The sequence below is a fragment of the Bacillus infantis NRRL B-14911 genome, from assembly GCF_000473245.1.
In the GTDB taxonomy this organism is placed as follows: domain Bacteria; phylum Bacillota; class Bacilli; order Bacillales; family Cytobacillaceae; genus Bacillus_AB; species Bacillus_AB infantis.
The window spans coordinates 2,246,373-2,266,341 of the sequence record NC_022524.1; the positions used below are offsets into that span (position 1 = coordinate 2,246,373).

Genomic DNA, 19,969 nt, shown 5'->3' on the forward strand with positions numbered 1-19,969 from the left:
GCCTTCTTTCTATTCTTGCTGTAACAGCATAGTTTTAATATTTCTTATTCATTCTGCCTTCGCTTGAAGGAAATGTACCGCTGCCGGCTGCCTGTTCTTTTTTTTCAATGCCTGCCTGTTCAATACGATTCAGTGCATTTGAGAGCTCCATAAACCATTCCTTGTCCCTTGTAAGCAAAGCTGTGTCGATAAGGGAGCGAAGACCGTCGGCAGAAGGAAGAAGATCGTTTTTCATAGTCTCTGCCTTTTTCTTTTCAATATGGACCTTCCTGCCGATCACTTCCGGGTTGTCGCTGTCGACAACAAAAACTGTCACGAATTCACGCTCTGGCAATGCCGCTTCCACGAAGCCCTGAACAAGCTCCCCATTCCGCGACTTCCCTGTGATCCATCCGCCCATTTTAATGTCTTGATTGTTCATATCATAACACCGCCCTCAATAGATTATTTATTTTTTATGTTCAATACATTTAAGATCTTAGATTCAGGGCCGGTTCTTTTCGGCCGTATACTGTATCATTACCCGTAAATTCTTTGTGATAACGCAAACTGCAGATAGGCTTTTCATTGTATATCTGAGCAGCTGGTTAATACCGGGATATGTCCTGCTTATACTGTAATAATAAAAGATACAGTTTGGATTGTCAATGAAAGGGCAGGCAGCTCACGGGCTGCCTGCCCTTTTTAGTCATCTCCTGAAATATGAAGGTTTTCTCCTGGTCCTGAACCCGCCCTCATGGCATTCGTCGCATATCGGATAAGGATGCTCCCATGAAAGCTTCTTGCCGCATCTGCGGCATTTTTTAGTCATTTTCTGAACATCTGTCTTCAGCTTTTCATGGACCATTGTCCCCAGTTCATCCCGGACCCTTTCCCAGTATAAAGCTTCTGTCCTCTGGTCGAGCCTGTAAAGAAACAGCAGATGCAGACCGACAGATTTATACGTGAGCTCCAGGTCCTCAAGGGTCCTTTTGCGGATTGAAGGCTCAGGAAGGTCTTCGTTATGCACCGATGCCATCACCGACATCCTCCATTGCCTGACGAGTTCCGGCTCCCTGGCTGAAAAAGGCAGGTGCAGGAATCCATACAGGTCCCCGAGGCTGAGCCTGGCTTCCATTTCTGTTCCCTGGACGAGCTCATAAAGCTCCTTCTCTTCGGCAAGGGACGCTTTCACTGTTCCAGGTGGACTTTCGAATTTGTCCCAAAGTTCAAAGAAAGTTCCCAGATCATGATAGTATTTCTGGAAGCGGTCAAATACTCCGCTGGTTGGCGCAATCGAAAATGTATGGACCGGATCATCTTCCTGTTCCAGCAGGGAACCCATTTCCTTGATGTTTTCCATAAATGCGACCCGGCCTGTATTGTAGAGGCCTTTTCTGCCGGCCCTTCCGGCAATCTGTTTGACCTCCTGGGAAGTGAGCTGCCTCCTGCTGACTCCGTCGAATTTTTCATTTTCAAGAAAAACGACCCTGCGGATAGGAAGGTTCAGACCCATGCCAATTGCATCTGTACTTACTATAATATTGGTCTCGCCGTCGATGAAGCGCTGCACCTGTTTTTTCCTTGTTTCAGGCGGCATGCTGCCATATATCATGCTGACAGAGCGGCCATCATTCTGAAGCCGGGAAGCAGTCTCCAGCACTCTTTTCCTTGAAAAGCAGATCAGGGCATCCCCTTTTCTGCTGTGCTTCAGCCTGAATTCGTCAGGTTCGACGATAAGCGGTGTATCTCTATGGTATTCATGTATCTCCAAATCAGTCCCCTCCAAAAGCTGAAGGAGGATTGACTGAGAGCTTTTGCTGCCAATGATATGGACTTCACTTGCATTAGCCTTCGTTATGGCCTTATACCATGAGAACCCGCGGTCTTTGTCAGTGATCATCTGTGCTTCATCAATGACTGCTATATCAAAACGCTCTTTTTCACTGAACATCTCGACAGTGGAAGCAAAATGGCTTGCCCCGGGAGTCACTTTTTCTTCCTCCCCTGTCTTAAGTGTACAGGGAATAGCTTCCCCGTTCAGCTTATCGTATACCTCGAGTGCCAAAAGCCTTAAGGGGGCCAGATAAATTCCACTGTCCGCCTTTTTCATGCTTTCGAGCGCATGGAAGGTCTTGCCTGTATTCGTATCGCCGATATGAAGGACGTATTTGACGCTCCTGTCCACAGAAGGGCTGTATTCCCGGCCAAATATCTCATCGAGGATCCTGGCTTCCTCCTGCTTTCTCCGCTCTTCTGCTGCTCGCGCTTCTGCCTCTTTCCGCTCCCGGTCCTCAAGATCCATCTGATATATTTCCAGATGCGCGGCTGGTTCCCATGGAAAAGAACTGAGGCGGAGCAAGTCCTCCAGGAATTCATTTTCAATTTCCTCCAGGAATTCTCCGGCGAGTTCCTCTGACGGCCATTCAGTCATGGAATGGATGGCTGCTTCCGGGTCGTTTTCCGGATGGAGCGATTTGTATTGTTCAAGCATGGAAGGATCCATTAGTTCCAATACGGTCTCAGGAACAATATCTTTCATAGAATCCATCAAAAGCTTTTCATATTTAAAATAATAGGTTTCATATTCAAAATACTGTCTGCCCCAATGGTTTGTTGAATGGATGCCGCCAGTCAGCTCTTCAAAGAACTCGGCAGCGAGTGTATAATGCTCCGGGTTAAAATGTCCTTCCGGCCTGAGCTTTTCTTCAAGTGCAAATGTATCCGCCTGCCCGTATTTGGTTCCGCTGCTGAAGTCCTTCTTTAATTGCCGGGCAGCCTCATATCTTGCCCTCAAATAAAACAGCCGGCTATGCTTCCTCATGATTTTCCCGGCAGCCTTATCGAGTGCTGTGTAAGCCTTGGCAATACGCTCGGCATTTTCCTCATGCTGAAGCTGAAGCAGATACTTTTCCCTTGCATCCCGATATGTCTGTTCCCATTTGCCTGGATCATGGGAATAGAGGGAAAGCAGCCATTTCTCTGCATTCCATGGTGAATAGTTCTTTACTTCAGATCGGAAAAGGCTGTTGATGACCTTCTTGTCGATTCCCTCTGTTGAAAATCCCTTTTCCTGAAGATATTCCTTTTTTAATTTCCGCGCCACTTTATTGTTGGTCATATTAAGCCAGACATTTATCCAAATCTGTTCATAATACAGCTTCCTGTCCTGAAAATATTCTTCAAAATCGGGAAGAGAATCTTTCGTTGATAAATAATAGTGAATATCCTCTAAAATTTTTGCTTTAGCTTGTTCTACTGCAAGAGGATAGAGAGTTTCCAATGCTTCCATGGAAAATCCCCCCTTTGAATATTAATCGGCGCCTTTTAAGGAGCCTGTATATTATATTATCATGTATTGGCCAGCACCCTATCCTTTAAAGTTCTCCTTAGAACTTTAACACAGAAAAGTTTTTCTTAACGAAATGGAGGTTAGTTGATAATATAATATTAGCCTTTTGAATGAGGAGTGAAACGATGAGTGTGCACCATGCTTTAACCGAACATGCCAAGAAATTAAACACAAGGATCACCCGCTTTCTTGAGCTTGACGCAAAAAGAGAAGCGTTTATTGAAGAAGCATTATCTCTGTCTAAAGCAGGAAAAGCTTTTTCTACAGAAAAAATCAATGAAGTGACAGAGGAAATCAACCAGCTTGCCAGACAGGGAATTGTTCCTTCCAGGAAGCTTGTGACCGCTGAAATGGTTGAGGAATATGCAGGGCGTACGAAATAAACCGTTATTATTAAAAAAAGAAGCAGGCAGACTCCCTATTGAAAAGAATCTGCCTGCTTCTTGGCGTTACGGCTGTTCTGCCAGAAGGATTGCAATCTTATCTTCTATAATTTTTGCCTTGCTGTCATCCTTCAGATTATTGAGGACAATGCTGAAAATGAGCTTTTCACCGCTTTTGGTTTCTGCATATCCGGAAAGGGAGCTTACGGTGGATATGGAACCTGTCTTGGCTTTAATCTTTCCTTCTGCTGCCGAGTTCTTCATTCTGTTGCGTAGTGTGCCGCCAATTAATCTGTCCTGGGCTCCTGCCAATGGGAGTGATCTCTCAAATGAGGGGTACCATTTCTCAGACTGTACGCCGTATAACAGCTGTGACAACTCATTAGGCGGAATAAGGCTGACATGTGATATGCCCGACCCGTCACGGAGGATCAGGGTGTCTTTATTGACTCCCCAGCTGGCAAGCTGTTCTGAGACAACTTCAAGGCCTTTTTCCCAGCTTCCTTCATTCTTCACCTTTTTGCCCATTTCCTTGACCAGTACTTCTGCATGGCTGTTGTTGCTGAGTTTCATAAAAGGTATCAGCAAGTCCTTCAATGCAATGGATTGATGTGCCAGAAGCAGAGAGCTTTTCTCAGGGGCTTTCCCCAGCTCCAATTTTCCGGTTACGCGTATCTCATGTTCCTTCAATGACTGGCTGAACAGATCAAGCGCATATCCGGCCGGCTCCCACACGGCAATCCATTCCCTGGACCTGCTTGCCTTTTCAGGTATTGTCCCGGTAATGCGGATCGTGTTCGTGCCATGGTCCCGTTCAATGGTAATGTCCTTTTTGCCGTCAGCCGGGACGGTCGCTGCCTCGTTGATGATTTTTACATAGCCTGTTTCAGGGGTCAGAGTGACTGCCGGTAGTTCTCCTGCAGATTTCCCCGGATTCACCTCTACAATGACCGTGCCTGCATCATAATCTTCATTTGGCGACGCTGTCAGTGCTGATACCTGGCCGCCGTAATAGTAGGACTCGTCGCTCCAGGGCAGATCCTTTGATAGCCTTATGTCATCATACCAGCTGTCATCAGCAATCAGGCTGCCATGAATCGTTTTAATGCCCTTTTGCTTTAACCCGGCTGCCATCTTGTCAAAGTCGCTTTTTAATAGGGTCGGATCGCCTTTGCCTTTCAAATATAGATTTCCATGAAGATTGCCTTTTTTGTGCAGTCCATCTGTCAGTACCTCAGTAGTAAACCGGTATTCTTCGCCAAGAACCTGAAGAGAAGCGGCGGATGTGAGCAGCTTCATATTAGAGGCCGGCCTAAGACGGATCCCGCCGATATGGTCATACAGCAGTTCGCCGGTCTCTGCATTTCTGATGCTTACTCCCGCAAGCGCTCCAGAGAGGATAGGACCATTATTCAGAAGCTGATTCAGGTCTCGGGTCAGTCCTCCTTCTTCAAACGCCGAAGCCTGGCGGGATAGTTCATAAGCGTATGGAGAGGCTGAAATGAATAATAAAGCTGTTATAAGGATGACAATTTTCCACTTTCTCAACAAGCAGCAGCACCTTCCTGTGGCAAAAATTAAATTCAGATCCAAAACCAGAAGTTAAGCTTTGCCAGATTTAAAGTATTAACAGTTACTTCGCTTTGAATGCTGCTTTTCCTTTATTTTCATTGTGAGGAAAAAGTAGTGTTTTTGAAAGGTGCCGGCCAGCCAGTGGTTATGTCAATGAGACAGCTATCAGTTCCCCCCCAAGCCTGCCCTTCAGCATCGGAGCTTGCAGAGGCTTGAAAGCAATCCCTTCAAGAACGATATTGGCGTATAAAAGATCCTCAAACCCGCGCAGTATTCCTTCTGCTTCAGAGGTTGTATCGATATGCAGGTTAACTCTTTTGTCGATAGGAAGCTCCAGCTTTTTCCTTAAATCCTGTATTCCTCTGATAAAGTCCCTTACATAGCCTTCCCTCTTCAATTCCTCAGTCAACTCTGTTTTCAAAAGAACTGTCATATTTCGTCCGCTGCTTTCCGCGTAGCCTTTCTTTGGGAGCTTTTCCACCGTTGTATCACTATTTTCGACCTTCAGCAGTTCATTGCCAGCCTGCAGAACGAGGCTTCCTGTTTCCAGCAGCTGGCGGATATCTGTTTCAGAGAGCTGCTGCAGCGACTGATGAACGAGATTGGCATTCTTTCCGTACTTCTTTCCTGCTGCTTTGAAGTTCAGCTTCAGCCGGCAGAAGTATTTATCCTGCAAGCTTTCAGCCCATGAGATATCTTTTACATTCAGTTCTTCCTTGAGGATCCTGCTGAAAGCTTTTAATTTCTCTTCCTTTTCTTTGCTGCATTGCACAAGCATTTCGGCCAGCGGCTGCTTTGTTTTCAGCTGCTTTGAATGCCGGATGCTTCTGCCCAGCTCAACCAGATCCATGACTTCAACCATATTGTCCTCCAGCTCCCTGTCAATCAAGGCGGTTTCAGCCTCCGGGTAGTCTTCAAGGTGGACGCTTCTGCCTGTCAGGTCTAAATAGACGCTTTCAGCTATGAAAGGCACGAATGGTGCCAGCATGCGGGAGATATTGTCCAATAGTGTATACAGTGTCTGGAATGCAGAAATTTTGTCGTCTTCCATGCCCTTCGCCCAGAACCTTTCCCTGTTTCTCCTGATATACCAGTTGCTGACCTCTTCGATCAGCGTGCCTGCTGCCCTGGCGGCATTTGTAGCCTGGTAGCTGCCCATCTCCTTGTTTACCGTTTCAATGACACTGTGCAGCCGCGAAAGAATCCACCGGTCCATGATGTTGCCGGAAGTTTGAGAGCTATCTGGCTCAAAATGATCGATTGTACTGTAGAGGCTGTAAAAATGGTGAATGCTTGCTAGCGAGTCGACCAGCTTTGATTTTGCCTCTGCCGCATTTTTTCCGGAAAACTTCTTGGGCTTCCATGGACTGCTGTCTTCCACCAGCGCCCATCTTAAAGCATCTGCTCCAAATTCAGTGATCAGCTTTGCAGGATCAAGGGCATTTCCTTTGCTCTTAGACATTTTCTGTCCATTTTCATCAAGGACATGCTCAAGGGCGAGGACATTTTTATAAGGCAATTGCCCCTTATATAAGACTGAAACCGCGAGCAATGAGTAAAACCAGCCCCTGGTCTGATCCACACCCTCTATAACTGCATCTGCAGGAAATAGCCTTGAAAATTCCTCTTTATGTTCAAAAGGGTAATGAAGCTGGGCATATGGCATGCTTCCTGAGTCAAACCAGACATCGATGACCTCCGGTGTCCTGGCCATGTAACCATCACAGTCCTGGCAAGGGATTTTCACTGCATCGACATAAGGCTTATGATAATCAGTGAGCTTTCCATTTGCTTCTGAAAGCTCCTGCAGCTCCTGAAAGCTTTTTGGGGCTTTCTCTGCCCCGCAATTTTCACAGACCCAAACATTGAGAGGCGTGCCCCAATAGCGGCTCCGGCTGATATTCCAATCCACCAGCCCTTCAAGGAAGTTGCCGAAACGGCCATTCTTCATGTGGCTTGGATGCCATTCTGCCTGGCTGTTGAGCTCAAGAAATTTCTCTTTCAGGGAAGAGGTTTTGATGAACCAGCTGTCAGCTGCGTAATAAAGGAGCGGAGAGTCGCACCGCCAGCAAAATGGATAGCTGTGTTCATACTTTTCTTTGTGGAATAACAGGTCCATGCTTCCCAGCATTTTTAAGATATCAACATCACAGTCTTTGACGAACTTCCCTGCAAGCGGCGGAAATTCATCAGTATAACAGCCTTTGGAATCAACGATATTGATAAAAGGAAGCCCCCTTTCCTTTATGGCCCGGTAATCGTCTTCTCCGTAAGCGGGAGCAAGATGGACGATACCAGTGCCGCTGTTTTCAGTAACAAATTCAGCTGCAATGACTCTGTGCGCACCTTCCAGCCCATCAACTTGAAAGGGAGGCTCATATTCCATTCCCGTGATCTCTTTGCCTTCAATCGTTTCAAGGATTTCATCAAAGCTGCGAAAAAGGTCTGCCACCCTGTTTTCAGCCAGAATAAAGATTTTGTCTCCATTCTTTACTCTTGCATAACGGACCTGGGGATGGACAGCCAGTGCCACATTGGCCGGAAGTGTCCATGGCGTTGTGGTCCAGCCTAGGATATATTCATTTTCCCTTCCTTTCAGCCTGAAGGTGACAGTGGCGCTTAAATCTTTTACATCCTTGTAGCCCTGCGCAGTTTCATGGGAACTCAAGGAAGTCTGGCAGCTTGGACAGTAGGGAGATACCCGGTGGCCCTTGTAAAGCAGCCCCTTTTCGTGGATTGTCCCAAGGATATGCCATACCGACTCGATATATTCATTGCTTAATGTCATATAAGGGTCATCCATATCCGTCCAGTAGCCTAGCTGCTCTGTGAATTCCCTCCACTGTTTTTCATATTGGAATACACTTTCCCGGCATTTTTCTATAAAAGCACCTACACCATAATCCTCGATTTCCTTCTTTCCTGATATGCCCAATGCTTTTTCCACTCCCAGCTCAACCGGAAGCCCATGTGTATCCCAGCCGGCTTTCCTGATTACCTGCCTCCCTTTCATCGTCCAGTAGCGGGCTGTCAGATCCTTGTATGTTCTCCCAAGAGCATGGCCGGCGTGGGGCAGCCCATTGGCGGTCGGAGGCCCTTCATAAAAAACGAAAGGAGTCCTGCCTGCACGATTGGAAACGGATTTGGCAAAAATATTTCCTTGCCTCCAATACTCTCTGATTCTGTATTCTCTTGCCTGAGTGCTTTCCATTTCAGTACCTGCCTTTCTTTTTAATTTTTAGGGAAATAAAAAACACCCGCCCCTGTATAAGGGACGAGTGTTATACCCGCGTTACCACCCAAATTCTATTGCATAAACAATAGCGCTCATCAACGTACCATCATACGCGTTCCTTTTAACGGCGGACACCCGTCAGGACTTACTGGATTTCAGCCCTGCATCTCAGAGATGATGTTTCAGAAAGATCGTTTCCGCTGGCTCTCACCATACCCAGCTCGCTGAAGGAACTTTCCCTTTCCTACTTGTTCTCGTCATAGAATTTAAGAATTTTTATTATCATATCAAAATCAGGTATTATTATCCAGCCCTTTTTTTGGCTCATGCAGAAAATTTTCAAGCCTGATTATTCCTTTGACGTCTACAGTGATGCCCTCCGCTTCAAGGAGAAATCTCTGTTCCTCCCGGAGCATAGGATCTTTCATGCTGATTTCGCCCATTTTGCTGATGACTCTGTGCCATGGAAGCTTCTCCTGCCTGCTCAGGGAATGAAGAATCCTGACGACCTGCCTGGCTTCGCGTGGGCTTCCGGCAAGGGCTGCTATCTGGCCGTATGTCATCACCTTTCCGGCAGGTATTTCTTTAATGATTTTTATCGTTCTTTGTGTAAAAGGCTGCATAAGGCTAAAAACAGTATCTCCGGAATTTTATTAATTTGAATCAGTCATTTTCCCTGCAAGTGCCGGAAAATCAATGAATGGATTGCGATTGCCCTGCAGCTCCTCAATTGCGGCATTCCTGTGCTTTTCATAAAGTGATACAGGAAATTCAAGATGCCATTTTTGAAGGAGACTGCAGCTGATTCCGTGTTCTGCAGGCTTAAAATTCTTATACCTCAGGAAAAAGTAAAAGCATGCCCGGGCTGCAATTCCTTTGCCGTATTCCGGCTCAAACTTCCCTTCTTCAGCCATGCCGCAGCCGCCTCTTATACCGAAAGCAGAAGCTTCCGGCTTATAAGAGGGGAAGTCTTCATAAGGAAAATTGCTCCTCATGCTATTGCAGGCGGGCTCACAGGCGAACAAATGATGGAGGTCCCCCTTCATCGGCTGCTGTTCACTGAACCAGGACTGCGGAACTACATGCTCGCAATTCAGCTTTGTCCGCGTGTCTCCAGTCCGGTTCCGCTCCAGCAAGATCTCCGCATCATGTTTAATGCTTTCAGCCGGATCCATGCTGCTGCCTGAATAAAGGCTTTTGAGAGCAAAGTTCTCCTGCAGGTCCACCCAGGGATATAAATAGAGATGAGGGGAATATTTCAGAATGGTCTTGTGGGTTTTCTCCACAAGCTTCTGAAGATCTTCTTTGGCCTCCGCTGCCTCAAAGTCGATTGAAGCATAATAGGCTTTGCATTTCTCAAGGTCAGCAGCTTCATCATAGTAGATCCGCTCCGCACTTTGAGTCTGCAGGTTTGCCAGTGCCGCCTCCTGTTCAGCAGCGAGCTGTTCAGCCAGGCTGTTCATGATTTTAAGACCATCGGCAGAACTTTAGATGTGAAAATATCTGAAAGATGTTCAAGCAAAGTTAGATAAACAAGGCCATTGCCTTCAAGCTTGGCTGAATTGCCAAGCGGAACGGTGCGTCTGATGAGCTGGGCGAAAAGCTCTGCCTCGGAAAGATTCCGGTCAAAGTTTTTGTTGGCCACATTCTTAATAAGCGCCATCGCACCGGATACATGCGGGGCAGCCATGGAGGTGCCGCTCAAAGTGGCATACTTCCCATTTAAATAGGTTGATTGTATTTCTTCCCCTGGTGCAACCAGGTCGATTTCATTATGTGAATTGGTAAATTGTGAAGAATTCCTGTCCAAATCGATTGCACCTACACTGATCACTTCGTTATAGCAGCCCGGATAGGCGAACTCATCAGTTGATTCTTTTCCGTCTCCTTCATTACCCGCTGCACATACAACAGAGATGTTGTTCCGTACGGCTTCCTTTATAACTTCATGAAGCTCAGGCATGTCATTCTGGCCGCCGAGCGACATGGAAATAATATCGGCTTTTTGGTCGATAGCGTAGCGGATTCCTTCAATAATCCAGTCATACTGGCCGGAGCCGTTTCTATCAAGCACTTTGACAATGAGCAGCTTTGAACCTGGCGCAACGCCCGATATGCCGGGCTCTTTGCCTTCTGCTGCAATGGTCCCCGCAACATGGGTGCCATGGCCGTTATAGTCTTTATAAATATCCGGATTTCCGGAATCATCGCCAGTAAAATTCCTGCCGCCGATGATTTGATTCTTTAAATCAGGGTGGCTGATGTCGCAGCCTGTATCGAGTACAGCGATTGTAATGCCTTCTCCCCTTGTTTCTTCCCAGATTTTTGGCGCCTGTATCAATCCGATGCCTTCCGGAATGCCTGATACCGCCTCTGATTGTTCAATTACCTGATACGGGATCACACGTACACATTCTTTCATTATTTTCCCTCCTTCAGAGTAATTCAGGATGCAGAAACAAGATGTATCTCCATTATACCAAAATCGAAGGAATATTCAGATAAGGAGATAGGCTTGATTTTCTTTTTTAGAACCGAACAAAAAAGCGAACAAAGACCCAGAAGGCCTAATTCTGCTGCAATTTGTCCCTAATGTTACCAGCCATGACGGATAAAGCATCCTTCATCCTTGATTCTTCCATCTGTTTCAGTATGCTTTCCCTGTGTTTACTTAAAAGGGCAATATACCCGGCTAAAGATGCGGCTGTCAGGTCTTCTTCCTGCAAGGTCAATGAATAGCCTTTTTCCTCAAAGCTTTTTGCATTCAGAATCTGATCGCCCCTGCTTTGTTTCCTGCTCAAAGGAATGATAAGCATCGGAATACGGAGGGCAAGGAATTCAAAAATAGCATTAGAGCCTCCTCTGGTTACCATTAAATCTGTACAGGCAAGTACATCTGAAAGTTCACTGTTCAGGAATTCAAATTGCCTGTATCCTGGCCGGCCTTCCAATGCAGGATCAAGATTTCCTTTTCCGCAAAGGTGCACGATTTGAAACTGGCCGCCGATTTGTTCAATTTCCTGCCGCACTGCTTCGTTAATCTTCTTTGCCCCTAGGCTGCCACCCATAATGGCAAGAACCGGCCTGGTTCTGTCAAAACCGAGGAATTCAAGCCCCTTCTCCTTGATGCCAGAAAGGATTTCCCTCCTGATTGGCGAGCCGATTGCCTGTGCTTTTCCATTTGGAAGGTACTGCAGAGTTTCTTCAAATGAAGTATAAATCTTTGAAGCAAACCTTTTTGAAATCCGGTTAGCCAGGCCCGGTGTTAGATCGCTTTCATGGATGAATACCGGAATTCCGAGGAGCTTTGCTGCCGCGATGACAGGTACGGATACAAAACCCCCTTTGGAAAAAACGAGGCCTGGCTTGAGCTGTTTAAGAATCCAGAGCGCTTCAGTACATCCTTTTGCCACTTTGAACATATCCTTTACATTTTCAAAGTCGGCGTACCTCCTTAGTTTCCCGCTTGAAATCGAATGATAGGGAATGGAAAGACCGCTGATAAGCTCTTTTTCAATGCCCTCTCTGCTGCCAATATAATGGATGTCTATATTTTCCCCCTCAAGTTCTTTAATCAAAGCCATATTGGGGGTAACATGGCCGGCTGAGCCCCCGCCCGTCAAAACAAGTGTCTTTTTCATAAAACCTTCCTGTCATGGCAGTTCAGGCAGGCAGACTCTCCTGCCTCCTTCACTGCGCCTATTTTTATGCTGATTCCATTATATACAGAAAAAAAGCCCTTTATCATCTAAAGGGCCATTTCGAGCATGATCGGGCAGTGATCGCTGCCCATGATGTCACAATAAATCTTAGAATCTAGTATATGCTCTTTCAGTTTATCAGATACTATAAAATAGTCGATGCGCCATCCGATGTTCCGCTCCCTGACCTTGGCCATATAGGACCACCACGTATAAGCGCCTTCCTGCTCTGGATAAAGGTATCTGAAGGAGTCTACAAATCCTTCTGACAGAAGAGATGTCATTTTTCCGCGCTCTTCATCCGTAAATCCGGAGTTTCCTCTGTTAGACCTGGCATTTTTAAGGTCTATGTCAAGATGGGCGACGTTCAGGTCCCCGCAGAGTATGACTGGCTTCTTTTGTTCAAGCTCAAGGATATATTCCCGAATCTCATCCTCCCATTCCAGCCGGTAAGGAAGCCTTGCCAGGTCCCTCTTAGAGTTAGGTGTATACACATTCAGAAGGTAAAAATTTTCAAACTCAAGAGTCAGGCTCCGTCCTTCTGGTTCTGTTTCTCTTCCGGCTATCCCATAGGATACATAGAGGGGCTTTTCCTTTGTAAAAACGGCGGTCCCGGAATAGCCTTTTTTCTCGGCATAGTTCCAGTACTGGTGATAGCCATCCAGATTGAGTTCAATCTGTCCCTCCTGAAGTTTTGATTCCTGAATGCAGAATATATCTGCATTTTCTTCCATGAAAAAATCCAGGAAGCCTTTTTTGACGCAGGCCCGGATTCCGTTAACATTCCAAGATACTAATTTCATTCTATATTCCCCCGTATTTTCCTTTAGCTGTCCTCTCCATGCCGGGAGGGTGCCTGTTCATACACGATGGCAGGCAATTCTTTATATATATCAATTACTTCGTCCATTTTCATCCGCACCAGTCCGCTGGAAGAAGGAGCTGCAAATTCAATAACCCCTGGAACAATAGAAATGTCCTGGCGTCCCCATGGTGCTTTTTTGCTGCCGCTGTACTCCAGGTAAACCCCTTTGCCGACAAAACAGACTGCCTTTGGCTTCAGCTCCGTAATGAGTGAGATGAGCCTTTCTCTGCCTTCTTTATATTCTTCCCTGGTTATTTCGTCTGCTGCTTTGGTCGGCCTCGGGACGATATTGGTCAGCCCTATATTCAAATCCAGCAGCAGGCTGTCTTCTTGAGGGAGAAATTTTTTAGGAGTGATGCCCGCTTCATAAAGGATTTTCCAAAACCGGTTATTCGGATTGGCGAAATGATGTCCGGTCTCAGCTGACCGGATGCTGGGGTTGAAGCCGACAAAGATGATATCCAAGCCTGGCTTGAGATGGTCTTTTATTGGTTTTAGCATACCTGCTCCTTTCTTTGAACAAAATCGGCCTGGTCATATTCCAGCCTGAAGAAAAGCTTTGTGAAAGTAAAAAAGAGCCAGAGGCTCTTTTTTACTGATTAGGCGTCGTATATTTCAACTTTTTCCATAACATCGCCGTTTTTCATCGCTTTAGCAGCTTCAAGGCCAGATGTTACTTTACCAAAAACAGTATGGACTCCGTTCAGGTGAGGCTGAGGGTCATGTACAATAAAGAACTGGCTTCCGCCTGTATTTTTGCCTGCATGTGCCATTGATAGAGACCCTGATTCATGCTTATGAGGGTTGCCTTCTGTTTCACAATTGATTGTGTAGCCAGGTCCGCCAGTCCCAGTTCCATTCGGGCAGCCGCCTTGGCTCACGAATCCAGGAATCACGCGGTGGAAGTTCAAGCCGTTATAGAAGCCTTCGTTTGCAAGCTTTTCAAAGTTAGCAACTGTGCCCGGAGCCTCATTAGGGTATAATTCAAACTCGATCTTCTCGCCGTCTTTCATTTGTATGTATCCTTTTTTCGCCATTGAAATCATCTCCTTGGGTTGATGGCCAGCTGTATCCTGACTGGGTTCAGTACCGGCTGATGTTCCGGGGAACCAGCTTTGATTAACAGCATCGCCAAGATTTAAAAATCATTGATTATCATATCATTTTTTGCGGAGGAAATAAAATAACTTGGCTTTTTTTCCCCTTTTGATTTTCCATAAAGCATATGTTAAGCTTAAAAAGCCCTTTCCGGACATTCGCTTGTTGCGGGACACTTAACCACTGTACGGACGGAAAGGGCTGGCGGCTGCTTTTGCGGCCGCCATTTTTCTTTCCTATAAAGTCAAAGTCAGTCCGGAAAGCATATCAGATGATGCAGCAACCTGGCCTGAAGCTTCTCCTATGTCAATAAATACTAAATTCAAATCCTCCATTTCCTTCACGATGGCCAGATTCTTTTCTTTTACCTGCCGCATTGACTCAAGGATTAGAGAGAAGTATTCATTAACTGCCTTGGACTGAACAGAGCTGGAATTGATATTTACGCCAGCCTCTTCGATGGATTGAGCCATGATGCCTGAACGGGTTTCCATTTCACCGATTAATCCTGAAACTTCTGAAACAGCATTTTTTGTATTCTCCGCCAGCTTTCTCACCTCATCAGCCACTACCGCAAAACCTTTTCCATGTTCACCTGCCCTGGCAGCTTCTATTGCTGCATTGAGAGCCAGAAGGTTCGTCTGATCGGCAATAGAAGTGACAATCGCAGCAATCTGCTCGATTTGTTTCGAACTGTCAATCAGCTGTTCCATGTTCTGGCTGATGCTGGCAATTTTGCCCTCGGCCTGAACTAAAGTCCTGCCAAGACCGATAAGCCTATTCATTCCTTCTTCCGATTTCTCCTCTGCAACAACAGCTATATCGGAGCCAGACTTTGTATCAGCCCTAATATCCTCTGTTCTTTCGGCTGCCTTCTGGATCGCGGCGCTTGTCTGTTCGCTGATGGCCGCCAGCTCTCCAGCTGCTTCTGTAACCTGATGCTTCAGCTGCTCTTTATAGCTTTCAGACTCTTTCCTGATGCGGCTTATTTCCTGTTCATAAGCTTCAAGCACTATCTGCTGCTCAAGGCTGATGATCTTTGAAACAGCCAGCATCGCCCCGGTGCACGGGCCCTTCTCTGAGATTGTATCTATGATCATGCTGCATAAGGACAAATAAAGATCCTGAAAAGCACACATATACCATTTTGGCTGCAGGCCGATTTTTACATGGACATGAGCAATGACAGAACGCTGCTGAATGAATTCTGTATCTATTTTTCCGCTGAACATCTCATAAATGTGGGCGCTCAAAGTATTTTTCAGCCTCTCAACTGAACTGTTATCGTTGATAATTTTCGTCAGTGTTTTTTCATTTTCTAAATTCTTATAGAATTGTTCTATGATAGCAGGGAGATTTCCTTTCACATAGGGCTGCAGGGAAAGTATATAGTTCAGGTCACTGTCCTGAAGGCCAATCATATCAATTTGCCTTAATACCTCTTCACTAAGAGACTGATCGATTCCAATATTCCCGTTATCATTAAGTTTGAAAGAATGCTCTTGCCTGTTTCTGCTTTTTTTAAATAAAGTGATTTCCATGCCGATTCTCCTATCGGAATATTTTTACATACCTTTGTATTTTAGTTTAAAAGATTCTGCGAAGGCTCACAATCTATTCATGGATAAAGTAGTAGGTATAAATACCTATAAAGGAATGATTTTTAGACAAAAAGTTGAGAATAGAAGCCTTCAAATAAATAAAAAAAGGAATCTGCTTCATCAGCGGATTCCTTTATTCAGCTTCCAGAAGATTATCGATCTTCTTATCAAGCCTTCTAAGGCTTTCAAGGGCCCTTTCTTCATCAACTTTTCTGTAATGGTGGGCGCCGCCAGGTTCTTCATCAAATTCGTCGGCCAATTTTACAATTGTTTGAAGAGGCGTGCGGATGACTTCCCCCCCAGGAAGAAAGGAATCTGTATGAAAAAGAATAGCAAGAGCTATTTCTTTTGCTTTAACAGGATTTTCACCCAGCCTGATCAAAAGTTTATGTGCCCTTTCTGCACCTTTTATCGCATGTATATCATTCTTTTTGTAGAGATCATAATCCCACTTTCCATTTTTATACCAAGTGTAATGCCCCATATCATGCAGGAGCCCTGCTTTAGCAGCCATGTCAGGATCAGCGCCTCTTTCAGCCGCAAGCTTAAAACTGTGATTGGAAACCGCAACTGCATGGGCCACCCCGGATCGTGTCAAATACTTTTGGGCGATTCTGTGTTTGAAAATCTGTTCTAAAGTGACATCTCTCAATAAAACCATTCCTTTTAATTATTTCTATGAGGTACTTGCCTGAGATCGGCAAAGGGACTACCTGAAGAAGTTCTAATTATTTTTTCCAGATTCAAGCAGTTCAAAACATTTAGTTGTCTTTTAAAATTTTCGGGCATTTATGGATTTCTGTTTCTTCATCACTTCATATGATTTTTCAATAATATCAGCAAGCACGTCTGCTTTGTATATTCGGCCAATCTTAGTGTTTTCCTGATAATATTCTACAATTTCATCCAGCTTCTGCAGCGTTTCTTTCTGCAGCCGGACATTTAATTGTGTTCTTTGTTCATTCTGCAATGATAGCACCTCCTATTTATAGGATAACATACAGATATCAAATAGCTACTCATTTGCTAGCAGTTTGATATACCCCCTGCTGCGCAAGAGTTTCGGAGATTGTCGAATAAGATCATGTGATATAAAAATTTGCCGAACAGAAAAAGGAAAACATTCGATGATGTTTTCCTTTTAGATCAACATATTGATTATATTAGTGATAGAACACAGCTAACTTCCAATTTTGTCCCAAATCTCATTTAGTTTTTCTTCTGTTTTATCGAGCAGCTCCCGTGCATCCTGCCATTTTTCTTTCCATTCCGGCAAATCTTCCTTCAATCGCTTGCTGAATTCCTCAGCCCGCTCCTGAAGATCGATATCAGGTTCAGCTTCTTCTGCGAGCTGATCATTAACTGACTCTGTTCCAAAATCTTTCTGTTCTGTATAAGGCAGCACCTGCTCCATGATGCTTTTGAAAATAGGCACTACAGTTTCAGAGCTGCTTGTTGATAAATAATGCTCCCTGTCTGTTTTATCATAGCCTAGCCATACAGCACCTACCAATGAAGGTGTATAGCCTACAAACCATTGATCCTTCGTGCCGTCGATATCATTGTAAGGCAGCTGTGTGGAGCCGGTTTTTCCCGCTATCTGTACTTCCGGAATCCTGGTCCTTTGGCCGGTTCCGCTTTCGACAACATTAAGGAGCATGGATGTCATCTCCCTTGCCGCTGCCTTGGAAGTGACTTTGACCGTTTTTTTCTTTCTTTCAGCAATAACATTCCCTGTCGGTCCGACTATCTTGGTAATAAAGTGGGCATCATGCCTTTTTCCTTCGTTAGGAAAAGCGGCATATGCTTGTGCGAGCTGCAGCGGCGAAATTCCTTTTCTCATTCCGCCAAGAGCGATGCCAAGCGCTCTGTCTTCCTTCTCAGTCGGGATTCCAAAGCGCTTTAAAGAATCCATGCCTTTATCAATCCCGATTTCATTGAGCAGCCAGACAGCAGGAATGTTAAGCGATTCTTCAACTGCTTTATACATCGGCACCTCGCCGGCATACGTCCGCGAGAAATTTTCCGGCTTATAATTCCCGAATGTCATCGGCTCATCCTTCAGGATAGATGAAGCATCATAGCCTTCTTCTATAGCAGGTGTATATACTGAGAGCGGTTTTAAGGTGGACCCTGGCTGAGCCTTTATATGTGTCCCTCTGTTAAAGCCTCTGAATACATGCTCACCCCGGCCTCCAACAATGGCACGGACACCGCCGGTCGACGGATCTAATAGGACTGAGCCGCTCTGCACCAGCTGTCCTCCTCTGCCTGCAGGGAAAAGGGAATCTCTGTCATATACCTTTTCAAGGCCGGATTGTATATTTTGATCCAGTTCTGTATAAATGGTATAGCCTCTTGTAAATATCTCCTCCTGGGTAAGGCCATACTTGCTTGTTGCCTCATCAAGGACTGCATCTACATAATAGGGATACTTTCTTGCTTCTGTGTTTGAACTTCCATCTTCCAGGACAATTTTCTCCGCGATAGCCTTTTCATATTCATCCTTTGAGATGTATCCAAGTTCCTGCATTTTTCCAAGCACCGTGTCACGCCTGCTTATGCTCCTGTCATAATGCTGGTAAGGATCTAATGCTGATGGAGACTGCAGCAGTCCCGCAAGCAGCGCTGCTTCGCTGATGGTGACTCCGCTTATCGGTTTATTGAAATAGGTTCTTGCGGCCCTGTCAATGCCCCATGCCCCGCTGCCAAAATAAACCTGGTTCAGGTACATCAGCAGGATATCTTCTTTTTTGTAATTCTTTTCTATTTCGACCGCCAGGAAAATCTCCTCAGCTTTTCTTCTGTATGTTTGTTCCGGCGACAGCAATGCATTTTTGGCGAGCTGCTGTGTGATGGTGCTGCCGCCGCCAGTGATCCTCCCTGCAAACAAATTACTGAAAAAGGCCCTTGCAATCCCTTTTATATCAAAGCCATTATGCTTGTAAAAACGCTCGTCCTCAATACTGACGACAGCTTCCTTCATATGGTCAGGCAACTCTTCTATTTTTGCTCCCCCGGTCCTGTTGGCGGCAAGCTTTCCGGCCTCATCTCCGTCTTTATCATAAAGGACGGTCGACTGCTTCAGGCCATCCTTCAAGGATTGGACATTGGCCGTGGCTGCAAGGTAGGCAAAAAACAAAATGGCGAGCAGCAGGGCCGTCAGGGCGGCAAGCAGCAGGATCTGTGTGATATGCTTTCTCTTCCAAAAGCGTTTGATATATTCCCAGACCTGTTTGAGTCTTTCCATTTTAACTTTCTCCTTAAAAAATCATATTCGATATTCTATTTTAACCAACTTATACAGAAAAAAGGAAGGAAAATGAAATTTTCCTTCCTTCTGCTAATACTTTTCTTTTAAGTGCCTGATGGCTGAATCAAGCTGAGAAAATGTTTCGATTCCTTCCAGCCTGATTCCGGCCTGTACTGACTGTACTGCAATATCCGGCCGTATGCCTGCAAATACAACTTCAATGCCAATCATCCTGAATCCCTGCATAAGCTTTACAAACCCTGCAGCATTGGCAAGCAATTTAATAGTAAACAGTTTAGACATATCGAGAACCAGGGCCCTGATCTGCTTTTGGCTTGCTGATTGCATGGCTTTAGCAGTAAGGTCTGCCATTTTGGCCGGTGACACATCATATGGCAGCGCATGGAGAGAAAGCATTCCAATCTTATCATCTACAAGAATGATGTTTACTGTGCTTTCCTCGATGAAGTTTTTATATTGCTCCTCCATCTTGTGCCGCTCTGTGATGTCTTCAAATTCAACCATAGCACCTTTTATCTGGTTATTATCGTCCTTGAGCAAGGTGGAACGCTGGCTCAATGTCAATTCGTATTTACCCCAAGTATATGGGAACACATCGTATCGGAAGTTCTTTCCCTGTTCAAGGGTGTGCTGAACGGTCCTGGTAAATTCAGGCGGATGGCCAAAAAATTCGTCGATATTCTGCCCAAGCGCTTCTTCAGGATCTATTCCCAATATTTCCTTGCATCTTTTATTGGCTACTTTAATAGTAAAATTTTCGTCAATTGCCATGACAGCAACCGACAAATGATCCAAAACAATAGAATCCATCAGTTATCTCCCTATATTTGTTAACTTCATCTTACCATAGCAGGAAAGAAAAGGAGATAATTATTTCAGTATAAAATACTGCCGGGTTTCTTGTTTGTC

The 19,969-nt window shown here is 45.3% G+C and carries 16 protein-coding genes, 2 pseudogenes and 1 other annotated feature; of the genes and pseudogenes, 1 reads left to right on the forward strand and 17 read right to left on the reverse strand.

The window, feature by feature from the left end:
- Positions 1 to 34: 34 nt before the first annotated feature.
- Together N288_RS11215 and N288_RS11220 are read right to left on the reverse strand one after the other, a co-directional pair.
- A complete protein-coding gene (locus tag N288_RS11215; protein WP_009793868.1) occupies positions 35 to 421 on the reverse strand; it encodes an IDEAL domain-containing protein in 387 nt (128 codons plus the stop codon).
- A 267-nt stretch (positions 422 to 688) separates the two neighbouring features.
- Complete coding sequence (locus tag N288_RS11220; protein WP_009793867.1) at positions 689 to 3,271, reverse strand: DEAD/DEAH box helicase; 2,583 nt, start codon at positions 3,269 to 3,271, stop codon at positions 689 to 691.
- Positions 3,272 to 3,456: 185 nt separating this feature from the next.
- Between N288_RS11220 and N288_RS11225 the strand changes: the two genes are divergently transcribed.
- Entirely contained in the window at positions 3,457 to 3,714 is a 258-nt protein-coding gene (locus N288_RS11225; RefSeq protein WP_022543845.1) for a YpbS family protein, read from the forward strand.
- A 66-nt stretch (positions 3,715 to 3,780) separates the two neighbouring features.
- Here N288_RS11225 and dacB read toward each other — a convergent pair whose 3' ends face one another.
- The 15 genes and pseudogenes from dacB to N288_RS11295 form a co-directional block, all read right to left on the reverse strand.
- Positions 3,781 to 5,265, reverse strand: a complete 1,485-nt coding sequence (gene dacB, locus N288_RS11230) for a D-alanyl-D-alanine carboxypeptidase/D-alanyl-D-alanine endopeptidase (RefSeq protein WP_022543846.1) — start codon at positions 5,263 to 5,265, stop codon at positions 3,781 to 3,783.
- A gap of 166 nt (positions 5,266 to 5,431) precedes the next feature.
- Positions 5,432 to 8,497 (reverse strand): isoleucine--tRNA ligase, encoded by a 3,066-nt coding sequence (gene ileS, locus N288_RS11235; protein WP_009793864.1) that lies wholly within the window; start codon positions 8,495 to 8,497, stop codon positions 5,432 to 5,434.
- A 56-nt stretch (positions 8,498 to 8,553) separates the two neighbouring features.
- Positions 8,554 to 8,791 (reverse strand) — a binding site (T-box leader).
- A 23-nt stretch (positions 8,792 to 8,814) separates the two neighbouring features.
- The gene (locus N288_RS11240) at positions 8,815 to 9,144 is read right to left on the reverse strand and encodes an MGMT family protein (RefSeq protein ID WP_009793863.1); all 330 of its coding nucleotides are present in this window, start codon (positions 9,142 to 9,144) and stop codon (positions 8,815 to 8,817) included.
- A gap of 30 nt (positions 9,145 to 9,174) precedes the next feature.
- A complete protein-coding gene (locus N288_RS11245) occupies positions 9,175 to 9,984 on the reverse strand; it encodes an endonuclease I family protein (protein ID WP_009793862.1) in 810 nt (269 codons plus the stop codon).
- A complete protein-coding gene (locus N288_RS11250) occupies positions 9,981 to 10,943 on the reverse strand; it encodes a S8 family peptidase (RefSeq protein ID WP_009793861.1) in 963 nt (320 codons plus the stop codon). The genes N288_RS11245 and N288_RS11250 overlap by 4 nt, the downstream gene beginning before the upstream one ends.
- A gap of 145 nt (positions 10,944 to 11,088) precedes the next feature.
- Positions 11,089 to 12,162: an undecaprenyldiphospho-muramoylpentapeptide beta-N-acetylglucosaminyltransferase gene (locus tag N288_RS11255; protein WP_009793860.1), complete on the reverse strand. Its 1,074-nt coding sequence runs from the start codon at positions 12,160 to 12,162 to the stop codon at positions 11,089 to 11,091.
- Positions 12,163 to 12,269: 107 nt separating this feature from the next.
- Positions 12,270 to 13,025, reverse strand: coding sequence for an exodeoxyribonuclease III (locus N288_RS11260; protein WP_009793858.1), 756 nt, complete (start codon positions 13,023 to 13,025; stop codon positions 12,270 to 12,272).
- A gap of 23 nt (positions 13,026 to 13,048) precedes the next feature.
- Positions 13,049 to 13,588 (reverse strand): G/U mismatch-specific DNA glycosylase, encoded by a 540-nt coding sequence (gene mug, locus N288_RS11265; RefSeq protein WP_022543847.1) that lies wholly within the window; start codon positions 13,586 to 13,588, stop codon positions 13,049 to 13,051.
- Positions 13,589 to 13,686: 98 nt separating this feature from the next.
- Complete coding sequence (locus N288_RS11270; protein WP_009793855.1) at positions 13,687 to 14,124, reverse strand: peptidylprolyl isomerase; 438 nt, start codon at positions 14,122 to 14,124, stop codon at positions 13,687 to 13,689.
- 297 nt (positions 14,125 to 14,421) lie between these two features.
- A pseudogene (locus N288_RS25835) lies at positions 14,422 to 14,937 on the reverse strand (methyl-accepting chemotaxis protein); the annotation flags it as partial.
- 249 nt (positions 14,938 to 15,186) lie between these two features.
- Positions 15,187 to 15,726, reverse strand: a pseudogene (locus N288_RS25840) (protoglobin family protein); the annotation flags it as partial.
- Between the two features lie 193 nt (positions 15,727 to 15,919).
- Positions 15,920 to 16,438, reverse strand: a complete 519-nt coding sequence (locus N288_RS11280) for an HD domain-containing protein (protein ID WP_022543848.1) — start codon at positions 16,436 to 16,438, stop codon at positions 15,920 to 15,922.
- A 120-nt stretch (positions 16,439 to 16,558) separates the two neighbouring features.
- Positions 16,559 to 16,756: a hypothetical protein gene (locus N288_RS11285; protein WP_009793851.1), complete on the reverse strand. Its 198-nt coding sequence runs from the start codon at positions 16,754 to 16,756 to the stop codon at positions 16,559 to 16,561.
- A 210-nt stretch (positions 16,757 to 16,966) separates the two neighbouring features.
- The gene (locus tag N288_RS11290; protein ID WP_009793850.1) at positions 16,967 to 19,036 is read right to left on the reverse strand and encodes a transglycosylase domain-containing protein; all 2,070 of its coding nucleotides are present in this window, start codon (positions 19,034 to 19,036) and stop codon (positions 16,967 to 16,969) included.
- Positions 19,037 to 19,129: 93 nt separating this feature from the next.
- Complete coding sequence (locus N288_RS11295; protein ID WP_009793849.1) at positions 19,130 to 19,870, reverse strand: STAS domain-containing protein; 741 nt, start codon at positions 19,868 to 19,870, stop codon at positions 19,130 to 19,132.
- Positions 19,871 to 19,969 lie beyond the last annotated feature (99 nt).

Coding starts and splice junctions, on each gene's coding strand:
- N288_RS11215 (WP_009793868.1), bottom strand. CDS start 421: ATGAACAATCAAGACATTAAAATGGGCGGATGGATCACAGGGAAGTCG.
- N288_RS11220 (WP_009793867.1), bottom strand. CDS start 3,271: ATGGAAGCATTGGAAACTCTCTATCCTCTTGCAGTAGAACAAGCTAAA.
- N288_RS11225 (WP_022543845.1), top strand. CDS start 3,457: ATGAGTGTGCACCATGCTTTAACCGAACATGCCAAGAAATTAAACACA.
- ileS (WP_009793864.1), bottom strand. CDS start 8,497: ATGGAAAGCACTCAGGCAAGAGAATACAGAATCAGAGAGTATTGGAGG.
- N288_RS11240 (WP_009793863.1), bottom strand. CDS start 9,144: ATGCAGCCTTTTACACAAAGAACGATAAAAATCATTAAAGAAATACCT.
- N288_RS11245 (WP_009793862.1), bottom strand. CDS start 9,984: ATGAACAGCCTGGCTGAACAGCTCGCTGCTGAACAGGAGGCGGCACTG.
- N288_RS11250 (WP_009793861.1), bottom strand. CDS start 10,943: ATGAAAGAATGTGTACGTGTGATCCCGTATCAGGTAATTGAACAATCA.
- N288_RS11255 (WP_009793860.1), bottom strand. CDS start 12,162: ATGAAAAAGACACTTGTTTTGACGGGCGGGGGCTCAGCCGGCCATGTT.
- N288_RS11260 (WP_009793858.1), bottom strand. CDS start 13,025: ATGAAATTAGTATCTTGGAATGTTAACGGAATCCGGGCCTGCGTCAAA.
- mug (WP_022543847.1), bottom strand. CDS start 13,588: ATGCTAAAACCAATAAAAGACCATCTCAAGCCAGGCTTGGATATCATC.
- N288_RS11270 (WP_009793855.1), bottom strand. CDS start 14,124: ATGGCGAAAAAAGGATACATACAAATGAAAGACGGCGAGAAGATCGAG.
- N288_RS11290 (WP_009793850.1), bottom strand. CDS start 19,036: ATGGAAAGACTCAAACAGGTCTGGGAATATATCAAACGCTTTTGGAAG.
- N288_RS11295 (WP_009793849.1), bottom strand. CDS start 19,870: ATGGATTCTATTGTTTTGGATCATTTGTCGGTTGCTGTCATGGCAATT.